This is a genomic window from Olsenella sp. Marseille-P4559 (assembly GCF_900605015.1).
Classification (GTDB): domain Bacteria; phylum Actinomycetota; class Coriobacteriia; order Coriobacteriales; family Atopobiaceae; genus Tractidigestivibacter.
Window position 1 is genome coordinate 527,574 of the sequence record NZ_LR027575.1, and the last position, 12,158, is coordinate 539,731.

Below are 12,158 nucleotides of genomic sequence, written 5' to 3' on the forward strand. Positions count from 1 at the left end.
CTGGTACGGATTTCCGGTACCACCCCCCCGTACGCATCGGGAATTGAGCAGTATTCGCATGGGGCCGTGCCCGAGTCGCGCAAGGGGCACGGCCCCGCTATGTTTCCTCCGGGCGGGATTTTGCTGAGTCGGACGAGGCCTGCCCGGAGAGGAAGGAAGGATGACCGTGCCCCTTAGCACAAGACAGGCTATCAGAGAGCTGGACGCCGGCGGGACGTCCAGGGCGCAGATAGCGCGCGACCTCCACGTGAGCCGCAACACCGTCCGCAAGTACGCGGACATGGAGGACATGTCGCCGGCGGCGCCCGTGAGCGCGAGGCCGCACCCCGCGATCGACGCCGACGCCGCGTGGGTCGACTCAGTCCTGGAGGCCGACCTCGGCGCGCCCAGGAAGCAGCGCCACACCGCCAGGAGGATCTACGACAGGCTGGTGGAGGAGCGCGGCTACAGGGGCTCCTACTCGGCCGTGTGCCGCCACGTGGGCGAGTGGAGACGCGCGCACGCGCGCTCCCCGCGCGAGGGATGCCTCGAGCTCGCCTGGGAGCCCGGCACCGCGCAGGTCGACTACGGGGCCTTCCGCGCGGTCGTCGCGGGCGCCCCGCGCACCCTCAGGCTCCTCGTCGTGACGCTGCCCCACCCCAGCGCCCGCTTCTGCGTGGCCATGGGGCTCGAGGGGTCCGAGTGCCTCTGCTGGGGCCTGCGCCTCGTCTTCGAGTGGGTCGGGCGGGCCCCGCGCGTCCTGGTGCCCGACGACGCCACGGAGGCCGGCCGCATGCTCCGCGGCGTCGTCACCGAGTCCGAGCTGTTCTCGCACTTCAGGGCCCACTACCGCCTCGAGAGCCGCTGCCGCGACCCCTGCCCCGGCAACGAGAGGGGCCCCGTCGAGAACGCCGTGGGGCCCCTCCGCCGCAACCTCCCCGTCCCCGTGCCCGAGGTCGCCTCGATCGACGAGCTCAACGAGAGGCTCAGGGCCGGCTGCGAGCGGATCAACGCCGGCGCGAGGAGCAGGGCCGGGGCGCCCACGCCGGAGGCGCTCCGCGAGGACCTCGCCGGGATGCTGGCCCTGCCGGGCACGCCCTTCGACGCGGCCGGGTGGGCGCACGCGCGCGCCGACAAGCGCGGCTACGTGCGCGTGGACGGCAACCCCTGCTGCGTCGGGCCCGCATGGCACGACCGCGAGCTCGTGGTGGGCGTGCGCGCCAGGTCCGTCGAGGTCCTCGCCGACCGGGGCAGGCGCGTCGCCACGCTCGCCCGCAGCTTCGGGGAGGGGGAGACCGTGAGGAACCCGGCGTCGCTGATACCGGCGCTGGTGGCGAGGCCGAGGGCCTTCGGGGAGTCGACGATCAGGCTCGACATGCCCGCCGCGCTCGTCGGCGATATCGACCGCTGCGACAAGGCCGGGAGGAGGAGGGCCCTCAGGGCGATAGGGAGGGCGTCCGAGCACTCCGGCTTCGGCGCCGCCTGCGAGGCGGCCGCGAGGATCTTCGGGGGCGGGAGGGTCCCCGACGACGCGTCCTGCGACGCGCTCGCGAGGCGCGTTGCCGCGGGCGGCCCCGAGCCGGGACGGGCCGACCTCGCCGTCTACGACGGCTTCCTCGGGGAGGCGGCGCGGGATGCAGAGTAGCGCGTGCGTGGCGGGCGCGGTCGTGGAGGCCGGCAAGAGGTGCTCGCCCGCGAGGTCCGTGCTCGCGGAGTGGGCCAGGAGGGGCACGCCCAGGCAGGTCGAGTACCTCCTCGGCTACCTCGAGGCCGAGGGCGCGAGCAGGGACGCCTCGAAGAGGGCGCAGCTCCTGAGGAGGTGCGCCCTGCCGCAGGCGAAGACCTTCGACGGCTACGACTGGTCGTGCGTGTCCTGGCCGGACGGCTTCGGCAGGGACGACCTGCTCTCGCTGTCGTTCCTGGACGGCCGCGAGGACCTCGTGCCCGTGGGCGACGTGGGCACGGGCAGGACGCACATGGCCGAGGCGCTCTGCGCGCTGGCGTGCCAGTCGGCCCGGCCCGCGCGCTTCCTCACCGCCTCGTCGCTCGTCGGCAGGCTGCGGCGCGCCCGCGACGAGGGCAGGCCCGGCCGCGAGCTCGCCCAGGTGGGCAGGGCCGAGCTGCTGGTCGTCGACGAGCTGGGGTTCCTCCCGCCCGGCGTCGACGGCGCGAGGCTGCTCTTCCAGGTGGTCTCGCAGGCCTACGAGACGCAGTCCATCGTCCTCGCGACCAACCTGGAGTTCTCGAGGTGGGGGTCCGTCTTCGGCGACGACCAGATGGCCGCCGCCGTGATCGACCGCGTCGTCCACCACGGCAGGCTCCTCCAGTCCGGGGGCGAGTCCTACCGTGTCAGGCACGCGCTCATGTCCCAGGACGGGGGTGGCGCCGGAGACCCGGAGTAGGGGCCCGGGCTGAAGCGCTAGACGAGGCGGATGGCGGGCCCTGCGACGAGAACTGAGCAGGGCCCGCTCAATTCAGGTGAGAATTCCGCTCAAATCCCGATGAGATTTTCGCTCAAGAGCTATTGACATAACACACCTGGGCGCTTCTCGTCCGGCTCATGTGCTACGACGCCCAGCTCGACCCCGCTGCTAAAGGCATGCGGCATCTCCCACCAGGCCGCCTTCGAGTGGCGGCGCAGGGCGGTGTCCAAGCCCGGCGGCTACCAGGAGCGCGTGGCGCTGCGCGGCAAGTGCTGGACAGGCGAGATGCACATCGAGGGCCCGACCCTCAAGAACGCCGCCGGATGCCACGCGATGCGTAGGGCTGTCGCGCAACCTCATATGCGTCTCCGTGGCGATCGGCGTGCACGGGAACCCTGCTGCGGCCGTGTGCGGGCACGGCAGGCCGAGCGGGAAGGGGGTCAGGGCGGCGAGGGGGGCCAGCGTCGCATACAAGGCCGACACCGAGGATCCGGGCTATCTTGAAGGCATGAAGATGGTCAACAGCCTGTGCGCCTGGATGAGGCGCTTCGTGGAGGGCTGCGTGGGCATGAAGGTCTCGGGCCTCCAGGGGCATCTCAACTGGTATGCCTATCTCTTCCGGGTCAAGCAGGCTGACGAGAGACGGCCGAAGGCTGCAAGGGCCCTCCGCCATCTGATGCTCACCGAGGCGCATTGCCGCAGTCCAAGGAAGCGCAAGCATCCGCACTCTGGCTGACTATTCAAACGCTTTATTTGGCAGCCAGAAGCATATCAAACCGTGGCCAGATGGTCGCTCTGGTTCACCCGTTACCTAGACTGTTAGAACATCTTTTATGCGCATGAAGAGGTAGGTCTGCATACATACGTTCCATTGAACGAAGGAACTCTTAGTTTTAACTTTGCGCATTTATGCGCCCTGTTCAGACTTTGGAAAGAAGCCTCTGTCTCGTATGGTGAAAGCAAGTTGATATGGAATGTCGCTATAGAACAGGAAGGAGAGCTGCGTGAGAACACTTGAAATCATTCAGATGCTTGATTCGACGGCTCAGTCACTTCCTGTTGTCGAAATCGCAAATCGACTTGGAGTATCAAAACGCTCTGTTCAGGATGACCTGCGTCATATTCGTCAGGCCAGCGCGGGTCACGGCTTCAATTTGGTAACGCATAGAGGCCAAGGCATCTCTCTCGACATTCTGGATCGCCAGGCTTTTGAGCACTATATCGCGCTGCTTGATGACCAGACTGAATTTGGCACCGTGGACGCTGAGGATATTTTTCAAAGTCTCCTTGACGATGCATCGGAGGATGGATTCCTGTCTTCGCAGGAATTGGCAGACATCTTTGGCGTTGGACGCAGCGCGATTTTTGCTGAACTGGATAGGGTAGAGGAAATGGCTAACCAGTCTGGCGTGATTCTTGAAAGAGAGCGTTCTCGCGGCATCCGTCTGACTGGTTATGCGCGTGCTATGAAACAATGTCTTGCAAGGCTCTTGCTTGATTCTAATTCCGCGGCATCGCGCAAGGTCAGTGAAGTGCTGCCAGAGGCGCTGGACACCAAAGACATCGTCCTCGACGTTCTTCACGACGCTCATCTTGAGGTCGAATACCCTGAGTACCTACGCTTCAGCGCGTTTGCTGCGGCAACCTTGTTTTATGCGATGAGAAAGCGCAATGACTTTAACAGCTCCCCTGATGTTTCTGCGGATATTCCCGACGGCATTACTGCTGCTGCCGATTTGCTTTGCAGCAACCTTGCAAAGATAGCTGGATATGCGACTACGCATACCGATCGGGAAGACTTCATCTGGATTCTCCGACAATTGGTTCGTGTCGACGAACCGCTGGCATTCGATGCCAAGAGACTTGACGAAGATCTGGGTGGCTTCTTTGCAGAATACGACAAAGAGCATGGAACTAGCTATTTTTCCGACTCGGTCTTGAGGACGATGCTTCTTACGCATCTAACGTTCTTGATTGAGCGCCTCTCAAAGAAAATTTCCTATAGCAGCAACTGTTCTCGAGAATTCGAGATTACTCATCCAGATAGCATGAATGTCGCCATTCGCATTTGTTCATGGCTTGGACAACGCTATGGCGTAGTGCCGACTCATGACGAAACGGCACTTGTTGCTTGCCATCTGGCTGCACATGATGAGCGGGTCAGGCAGCAAGCTTTGCGAAGCTATGCCAGAATCGCGGTTGTGTGCTCGACTGGCGGTGGGGGATCGTATCTCGTTCGCCTGCAGTTCGAATCTGTATTTCCGACAGCGGAAATCAAGACGTTCTCTTATCAGCAGCATGATGACGTACAGAAATACAATCCTGACCTTGTATTCAGTATGGTTCCATTCCAGCTTGATACGAACATTCCAATTGTCTATATCCACGAGATGCTTGACCAGAAAGATCTGGCTGGCATTCGTGAGTCAGTGCGCTATGGAAATCTCCACGGTACCGAGACGGATGATTCGGATGTCTGGAGTCTCATATCTTCTGATTGCTTCCGCAAGATAGATGCGCCGGATTATCGGAGCTATGAAGACGTGCTGGAGGCTATGGGTTATCAGCTTGAGGATGAGGGATATGGTCAAAGAGGCTTTACTGGACTCGTCCTCAAAAGGGAAAGCTTCTCTTCCACCCGTTATCTCAATGGCGTCTGCATTCCACATCCTCTCGAAACCGAGGCATTGAAGGATGCAATTTCCGCTTGGATTCCTACTGGCAAGCTCCGTTCAGATGAGCACGAGCCTGCTCGTGTCATCTTCATGATTTGCCTAACACGTAAGAGCTTATTCCGCTACCAGCAGATATCTAAGCGTCTCTATCAGCTGATGCTAAAGCCCGAGCTAGTCGATCGAGTGGCAGCGTGCGGATCCGCTCGTGAGCTGAGGCTGTGTCTCAAGGAGATGGAGGGTGTTCTCAATGTATAGCGATTTTCTGATTGAGCTGTCTTGTGCTGATGCAATAGCTGGTGATGAAGGGGAAGTGCGCCATCTGCTGCAAGAAAAGATTTCCAATATGGGCTTTGCAGAGGTGTTCTATGACGGTCTTGGAAGCCTTATCGTCCATCTTCCTCCTACGAAAACTGAGCAAGGAAAGGCAGTAAAGCTTCTTTTTATGGCGCATATGGATGAGGTGGGCTTCATTGTTCGGTCCATATCTCCAATCGGGATGTTGTATCTGCTTCCCGTCGGACATGTGCTGCCGAAGAGTTGCGATATGCAACTCGTGCGATTGACTGCAGATGATGGAAGAAAACTCAGAGGTATACTAAATAGCACGCGCGATGACAACAGTGTTATCTCAGGTATCTACACAGATCTTGGCTTCGATAGCGAGGCGGAAGTCCGAGATTATGGGGTAGCTGAAGGCAGAATGGTCACTTTCGACACAAATGCATCCATGCTTTCTGATGAGAGAGTTGCCGGGAAAGCGCTCGATGACAGGGTTGGCTGTGCTGCATTGCTGAAAGCTCTGGATTTGCTCAACCAGCAGTCTGAACGTATCAACGATGTGTATATCGCATTCAGCTCAAGCGAGGAAGTTGGTACTCGCGGCGGCAAGACAGTGGCCGATTTAGTAAAACCGGATATTGCGGTTGCAGTTGATACGGCAAATCATCCCGAGATGGATCGTGGATTCCGCAATCATCGCCAGCTTGGGGCCGGATTCATGCTGGAGCACTACGACAAGACCATGTCTCCCAATCGGGATCTCCTGAGATTTGCGAAGGCATTATTCGAGAAACACGAGCTTTCTTATCAGAGAGATATGTTCGGCGGTGGTGGCACTGACGCCGGCTTGGCTCATCTGGTTGATGGAGGCCGACTTGCTCTGGTCATCGGCATTCCGCTCCGTTATTGCCATGCAAGTTGCTCAATAGCTGATCTTCGCGACATAGAGGGTGCAGCAAACGCGGTTGCCGCTCTTGCGCAGGAACTTGACGCTGCGCAGCTTGACTCATTTTTGGCTTGGTAGCAAATAGCTGCATATAACCACAAGCGACAAACAAGAAAGGCGAGGCACCTATGACTCCCAATGAGCAGGAAATACTGATGATGATTTCCTCGTCAGGAGACTCGAAGGCAAAGGCATTCCAGGCTTTGCAGATGGTCAAAACCGGTGATTATGAGAAGGCACGCGAGCTTCTTGCCGAAGCCAAGAAGGCTGATATCGAGGCGCATAACGTGCAGACAGCAATGATATCTGCTGCTCTCAATGCAGATGGGTCAGATTCAGAGTCCATCTCGCTTCTTATGGTTCATGCACAAGACCATTACATGACTGCTCAGCTTGCGCGGGACCTTATTGAGGAGCTTGTTGATGTGTTCGAAGCCAGAGATCAAAGGAGGGGTGGCGTCAAGGAGTAGAAGCGGGTCGGTACGTGGAAGATTCAAGTGAAAGGGAGAGCCATGAATATCGTTTTATGCTGCGCGGGTGGTCTGTCTACAACAATGCTCATGAACTCGATGAAGGATGCGGTAAAACGCAGCCCGAAACTCAATGAGAGCGACTTTCATTTTGATGCCATACCAGTTGATATCCTTGATTCCGAAATCAACGATGCAGATGCTATCGTGCTTGGACCACAGATTGCGCACAAGCTTGATAGCGTGAAGAAGGCCTTGGGTGGCCGAGAGATTCCAGTCGTTGTGGTTGATTCTCAGACATATGGCCAGATGGATGGCACAACAGTGCTCAAGAAGGTGCTCGTCGAACAGCGTAAGGTTCAGCTCAAGAAGCAGGGGAGGTAGAGCAGATGTCTGAGCAACTGACCAAACCGAAAGAGACCAAGTTTGAAAAGGTCATTGGCAAGTACCTCAACCCAATTGCCAACTGGATGGATAAGGAAATTCATCTGAGCGCTATCAAGAAAGCTATGGTCGGCCTGACGCCGCTTCTGATCATTGGCTCTTTCTGCTTGATTCCTGAAGCCATTCCGAACATGATTGGCGAAGACAACGCTGTGTCTCAGTGGATTCTTGCCAACCTTGGCACGATTTATATCCCCTACAAGGTCGGCATGGCTCTCATGTCACTGTATGCTTCGGCAATCATGGCATACCATATGGCAAAGTCATATGAACTTGACGTTCCAGGATGCCTCTCTATGGGTGTTATTGCGTTTCTGATTCTGTCGGTGGACTATACGGAAGATGGAGGCATAGCTACTACCTATCTTGGACCAAAGGGCCTCTTTACCTGCATGTTCGGCACTCTGATTGCAGTAGAACTTTTCCGCTGGTGCAAAAAGAAGAACTTCACGATCAAGATGCCTGAAGCAGTGCCTGATTTTGTATCCCGCTCATTTGAGATGATTCCTATTTCCGTTATCATCATTGGCTTCTTCCTGATCATCAGGATTTTCTGCACGAATGTGCTGGGCGTTCTTCCTCCGCTCATCTTTACTGCCATACTCGCACCGCTTGTTGGCTCGATGGACAATCCCTTTGCCTATATGTTCCTGAAGATGCTGCATTGCCTTCTGTTCTTCTTCGGCATCCATCCGTCCGTACTTAGCCCGATTACGAGCCCCATTTCCACCCAGTTCCTTGCTGAGAACATTGCAAACTACCAGGCTGGCCTGCCAATGACGCACTTCTTCACGCCTGGCCCGATGTCTGCTTTCGGCAACTTCACGGGAACTGGCATCACGGGTGGCCTTGTCATTTGGTGCTGCTTCTCGAAGTCTGACGCAATCAAGAAAATCGGTCGCGTTGCATTCATCCCGATGCTCTTCGGCATCAATGAGCCGATTCTCTTCGGTCTCCCTATCGTTCTTAACCCGATCTTCTTCCTCCCGTATGTTATCGGTGGCGGCATCATCTCGACGGTTGACGCTTTTGCCGTCAAGCTTGGATTGTTGACACCTTCGTTCTTCACGCCACCATATGTGGGCGTCTTCCTCGAAGGATATCTCACCAATCTTGACTGGCGTTCTCTTGTAGTCAACGCCATCCAGCTTGGTCTTTCGCTGGCGCTCTACTATCCGTTCTTCAAGATGTACGAACGTCGATTCATCGAGAAGGAAATCGAGAACGAGAACAAGGGCTCGAAACTTCTGACCGATGAAGACCAAGCCATTCTCGATGATCTTGACCTCGGCATCTAGCCATTCAGGGGTGCAACGTTCTGCTGCACCCCGTTCTGGAAGGCCCCCTGCATGCAGGAGGTCTTCCAGAACGGGTACGATGGATTGGAGCTTGTAATGGCGGCACATCTCGCTCAAGTACGTTCCCTGTTGGAAGAGAAGGGGCTTGATGCGATTCTGATTCGCAGCAAGGCCATGAAGCGCTGGATGGGCACCATGACTGGAAGCGGCTGTTCTGTTGTGGTGTCGAAAACGGGCGGATGGTTGATTGTCGATGGACGCTACATCAATGAAGCGCGAGAGCGAGAGCATGATTTGTCAATTAGGCTGCTTCCCACTCAGACCGGAAGCGCCATTTATCGTGAGGTTGGTAACCTTGCGACCGAAGAGGGATGGCGAAACCTCGGTGTAGAAAGCTCTGCTACGCTTGCCAGCCAGTATTTGATGCTAGAACGAGAAGTTCCTCAGGTGACTTTGCTTGGCGATGAAATTGCTGAGCTACGCATATGCAAGACTGCTGAGGAAATGCAGAAATTGCAGCATGCTGTTGACGTGACTGATGCCGTCTTCTCGGATGTCGTGTCTAAGATGCATGTGGGAATAACAGATTACGAGATTTCTGCATTGCTGCAGTACGGAGGAATAGCAGGCGGCTCAGAGAAAATGTCGTTTGACACCATCGTGTCAATTGGGACACACACTGCCGATCCGCATGGTCGGCCCAAGGGAGATGTCCTTCATAGCGGCGAGCATGTGATGATGGATTTCGGCTTTGAGATTGGTGGCTTCCAGAGCGATATGACTCGTATCGTCTTTTGTGGAACCCCAAGCGATTCCATAATGCAGCTATACAAGGTTGTAAGGAACGCGCAGCAGGCGGGCATCGATGCAATTGGCGAAGGCGTCAATTCTGAAGATGTCGATGCCGCAGCACGTGCGGTTATTGAGACGGCGGGATATGGAGATTGTTTTACTCATGGGCTGGGTCATGGCATAGGCGTCGATGATGAAACGGAGCTCCCACTCCTTCGGCCGGGATGCCATTACGTGCTACATGAGGGAATGGTTATGAGCTGTGAGCCGGGTGTCTATGTCTCTGGACTCGGGGGCATCCGTATTGAGGATGACGTATGGCTTCATGACGGACATGGAATGCCGCTGAATCACACAACAAAAGACCCCATTGTCATTGACGGGGAGTAGCTATGCATTACGATTTCGACGCTGTTCATGACCGCAGAGGAACTTATTGCACTCAGTGGGACTATATACAAGATCGTTTTGGCGAGCCCGGCATTTTGCCGTTCTCGATATCTGATACCGACTTTCTGTCGCCACAGCCAATTATTGATTCAGTAAGCGAAGTGGCGCAGCGTGGTCTTTATGGCTATACAAGGTGGAACCATCATGATTTCAAAGGTGTTGTAGCTTCGTGGTTCGAAGAGAGGTACAGCGCGCCAGTCAATGAAGATTGGGTTGTGTATAGCCCAAGCGTTATGTATAGCGTGTCGGTATTGGTGTGGCTGACAACTAACCCAGGTGAGAGCGTGCTCACCTTGAGTCCCATGTACGATTCGTTCCCTGGCGCAATCGAAGGAAATGCGCGGCATATGGTGGCCAGCTCGCTGCTTCGTGGTACTGGCAATGCCCACTATCAGCTTGATTTTTCTGATCTCTCAGAGAAGGCAAAGCGCTGCAAAGCATTTCTCCTCTGCTCTCCACATAACCCAACCGGCAGAATGTGGATGAAAGACGAGCTGTTCGGCATCGCGAACATCTGCAAAGACAATAATCTATATCTCATTACCGATGAGATTCATGCAGACATTCAGCTAACGAACCGGCGGAATCAGTCTGCAATTACGCTGAGAGATGTTTGGGACAAAGTGGTCGTTGCATCATCTGCCTCCAAGATATTCAATACTCCCGCGCTTGGAGGCTCTTATCTAATCATTCCAGATTCTGAACTCAGAGATGCATTTCTGCAGATTACGCGGCATACAGATTATCTGAATTCCCCTACCTTGCCGGGCTTGTATGCGACCATGGTCGGATATTGGGAGTGTGCTGAATATGCCGATCAGCTCAGTTCGTACATTCAAGGGAACCGTGCATTTATTGCTCAGTGGACTGAGCGGAATGAGCCACGAATTCAGCTGGTCGATGCAGAGGCAACCTATCTTGCGTGGCTTGACGTTCGTGGTCTGGGGTATAGTTCAGCCACTTTGCAGGATGCGCTTGTCCATATTGGCGGAGTGGGAATTATGGCAGGGGAGACGTATGGTTCTGACGGCTTGGGCTATCTGCGCATGTGCATAGGCTGTCCAAGATCGAAACTTGAAGAGGGACTCAACCGTGTAGCCAAAGCTCTGCGTTATCTTGAGGAGGGTCACTGTGGCTGCTAAAAAGAATGCAAATCTGAGCAAGAGGCAGAGTCTTGTCGATACGAGTGCAAGTATCCCTTGGAGCCGTATCGGTGCCTATGCCATTGACTGGACAGCATCAGGTGTCCTGATTGGCCTTCCCGAAGTGGTTGTGTTCAATGTTGTATCCGGAACGCATGATATGTTCTCTGATGTGTATGTCTTCAGTGCTATGGGGCTTCCAGTGTTCTGGGCATATCTATGCGCTTTCTTGTCGCTCGCTGTGTTCCTTTTCTATTATGTATGGGTACCACTGAAAATCTATCCAGGTCAAACGCTCGGCAAGCATGCCTGTCATCTGCGGATTGCGCGTTGTGATGGTAGCGAGCTCTCCGTGAAGACATTGTTCATTCGTCAGGTGCTGGGGCTGCTTCTTATTGAAAGCTCCGCAACAATCATGGGCTCATATCTGCGCCAGGCGCTGACTCTTGCATCCGGTTTTTATGTTGACGGAATACTGGCCTATGCTGGCTCTATCTTGCTAATGATATCGGCCGTGATGGTGGTTGCTATTCGTGGCCAGCGTGCAATTCATGATTACCTTGCAGGCACCTGTGTAGTCGAATCCGCTTGATGACAGGTACCTGATGGCATCTCGAGATGTTGTGATGCAGATTATCCATGGCCTTTGAGCCAGTGAGCTCTATCGGCTTCCATACAATTTAAGATATTCTGACAGTCTACGTAACGGGTGATGCCGCACCTGCCTTGAGCTGCGGAAGCTCGCATCGGCCATCATCATGTGGCGAAGGACCCTCGCCGTCTCGGGCCAGCGGTCCCTTGCCTGGCTCACCCGAAAGAGGCACACGTACCAGTTGAGGTAGCTCTGCATGTTCTCCGTGGACATGCCGGTGAAGCGCCAGAGGCACCTCTTCAGCCAGGGGCAGAGGTTGCTCACGAGTTCCATGCGCTCGAGATACACCTCGTCGCGCACGTCAGCCTTGTGGGACTCGGAGACCGCTGAGAGGTCGCGGGCCAGCCCGCAGTGCGCCCTCTCCCTGTCGTGGACGATAATGGTCGCGCGGGGCTCGATCCTGGAGCCCATGGCTTCCCTGGTTGATCGTGTCGAAAAAGTTGGTGTAAGCGCCCCGACCGGGTGGAAATTGTAGAAAGGTGGGCCGTCGCCCTAGAATCTGAGATCGCGACAAATCGGATTCGTGGAAGGGAACGACGACCCAATGGACATCATATCAGAGGCCGCGATGACGGCCATGCGCATGCCGCGCTTCGAGGACGGCACCA

13 protein-coding genes are annotated in these 12,158 nt (G+C 56.1%); 11 read left to right on the top strand and 2 right to left on the bottom strand.

Going from position 1 to position 12,158, the window contains the following annotated elements; all coding sequences use genetic code 11:
* Positions 1-166 precede the first annotated feature (166 nt).
* Together istA and istB are read left to right on the top strand one after the other, a co-directional pair.
* The gene (istA, locus tag E0E00_RS13925; RefSeq protein ID WP_165443719.1) at positions 167-1,624 is read left to right on the top strand and encodes an IS21 family transposase; all 1,458 of its coding nucleotides are present in this window, start codon (positions 167-169) and stop codon (positions 1,622-1,624) included.
* A complete protein-coding gene (gene istB / locus E0E00_RS13930; protein ID WP_207302785.1) occupies positions 1,614-2,381 on the top strand; it encodes an IS21-like element helper ATPase IstB in 768 nt (255 codons plus the stop codon). The genes istA and istB overlap by 11 nt, the downstream gene beginning before the upstream one ends.
* Before the next feature lie 189 nt (positions 2,382-2,570).
* Here the strand turns inward: istB and E0E00_RS13935 are convergent, their stop codons facing one another.
* Positions 2,571-2,762, bottom strand: a complete 192-nt coding sequence (locus E0E00_RS13935; protein ID WP_130811484.1) for a hypothetical protein — start codon at positions 2,760-2,762, stop codon at positions 2,571-2,573.
* A gap of 22 nt (positions 2,763-2,784) precedes the next feature.
* Between E0E00_RS13935 and E0E00_RS13940 the strand changes: the two genes are divergently transcribed.
* From E0E00_RS13940 to E0E00_RS13980, 9 genes are all read left to right on the top strand, one after another.
* The gene (locus tag E0E00_RS13940) at positions 2,785-3,138 is read left to right on the top strand and encodes a hypothetical protein (protein WP_130813119.1); all 354 of its coding nucleotides are present in this window, start codon (positions 2,785-2,787) and stop codon (positions 3,136-3,138) included.
* A gap of 268 nt (positions 3,139-3,406) precedes the next feature.
* Positions 3,407-5,332 carry a BglG family transcription antiterminator gene (locus E0E00_RS13945; RefSeq protein ID WP_130813120.1) on the top strand — a complete coding sequence of 642 codons (1,926 nt, stop codon included), beginning with the start codon at positions 3,407-3,409 and terminating at the stop codon, positions 5,330-5,332.
* On the top strand, positions 5,325-6,380 hold the full coding sequence (locus E0E00_RS13950) for a M20/M25/M40 family metallo-hydrolase (protein WP_130813121.1): 1,056 nt from the start codon (positions 5,325-5,327) through the stop codon (positions 6,378-6,380). Before E0E00_RS13945 ends, E0E00_RS13950 begins: the two co-directional genes overlap by 8 nt.
* A 50-nt stretch (positions 6,381-6,430) precedes the next feature.
* On the top strand, positions 6,431-6,772 hold the full coding sequence (locus E0E00_RS13955) for a PTS lactose/cellobiose transporter subunit IIA (RefSeq protein ID WP_130813122.1): 342 nt from the start codon (positions 6,431-6,433) through the stop codon (positions 6,770-6,772).
* Positions 6,773-6,814: 42 nt separating this feature from the next.
* On the top strand, positions 6,815-7,156 hold the full coding sequence (locus E0E00_RS13960) for a PTS sugar transporter subunit IIB (RefSeq protein ID WP_130813123.1): 342 nt from the start codon (positions 6,815-6,817) through the stop codon (positions 7,154-7,156).
* A 5-nt stretch (positions 7,157-7,161) separates the two neighbouring features.
* A complete protein-coding gene (locus E0E00_RS13965; protein WP_130813124.1) occupies positions 7,162-8,514 on the top strand; it encodes a PTS sugar transporter subunit IIC in 1,353 nt (450 codons plus the stop codon).
* 51 nt (positions 8,515-8,565) lie between these two features.
* Positions 8,566-9,696: a Xaa-Pro peptidase family protein gene (locus tag E0E00_RS13970; protein ID WP_242622288.1), complete on the top strand. Its 1,131-nt coding sequence runs from the start codon at positions 8,566-8,568 to the stop codon at positions 9,694-9,696.
* A gap of 2 nt (positions 9,697-9,698) precedes the next feature.
* Positions 9,699-10,898 (top strand): MalY/PatB family protein, encoded by a 1,200-nt coding sequence (locus tag E0E00_RS13975; protein WP_130813125.1) that lies wholly within the window; start codon positions 9,699-9,701, stop codon positions 10,896-10,898.
* Complete coding sequence (locus E0E00_RS13980; RefSeq protein ID WP_165443720.1) at positions 10,888-11,490, top strand: RDD family protein; 603 nt, start codon at positions 10,888-10,890, stop codon at positions 11,488-11,490. The genes E0E00_RS13975 and E0E00_RS13980 overlap by 11 nt, the downstream gene beginning before the upstream one ends.
* A gap of 69 nt (positions 11,491-11,559) precedes the next feature.
* Here E0E00_RS13980 and E0E00_RS13985 read toward each other — a convergent pair whose 3' ends face one another.
* The gene (locus E0E00_RS13985; protein ID WP_130813127.1) at positions 11,560-11,961 is read right to left on the bottom strand and encodes a hypothetical protein; all 402 of its coding nucleotides are present in this window, start codon (positions 11,959-11,961) and stop codon (positions 11,560-11,562) included.
* Positions 11,962-12,158: the final 197 nt, after the last annotated feature.

Excerpts from the sequence above, each read along its gene's own strand:
- E0E00_RS13960 (WP_130813123.1), top strand. The coding sequence starts at position 6,815 with ATGAATATCGTTTTATGCTGCGCGGGTGGTCTGTCTACAACAATGCTC.
- E0E00_RS13985 (WP_130813127.1), bottom strand. The coding sequence starts at position 11,961 with ATGGGCTCCAGGATCGAGCCCCGCGCGACCATTATCGTCCACGACAGG.
- E0E00_RS13955 (WP_130813122.1), top strand. The coding sequence starts at position 6,431 with ATGACTCCCAATGAGCAGGAAATACTGATGATGATTTCCTCGTCAGGA.
- E0E00_RS13970 (WP_242622288.1), top strand. The coding sequence starts at position 8,566 with ATGCAGGAGGTCTTCCAGAACGGGTACGATGGATTGGAGCTTGTAATG.
- istB (WP_207302785.1), top strand. The coding sequence starts at position 1,614 with ATGCAGAGTAGCGCGTGCGTGGCGGGCGCGGTCGTGGAGGCCGGCAAG.
- E0E00_RS13965 (WP_130813124.1), top strand. The coding sequence starts at position 7,162 with ATGTCTGAGCAACTGACCAAACCGAAAGAGACCAAGTTTGAAAAGGTC.
- E0E00_RS13975 (WP_130813125.1), top strand. The coding sequence starts at position 9,699 with ATGCATTACGATTTCGACGCTGTTCATGACCGCAGAGGAACTTATTGC.
- E0E00_RS13935 (WP_130811484.1), bottom strand. The coding sequence starts at position 2,762 with ATGAGGTTGCGCGACAGCCCTACGCATCGCGTGGCATCCGGCGGCGTT.
- E0E00_RS13950 (WP_130813121.1), top strand. The coding sequence starts at position 5,325 with ATGTATAGCGATTTTCTGATTGAGCTGTCTTGTGCTGATGCAATAGCT.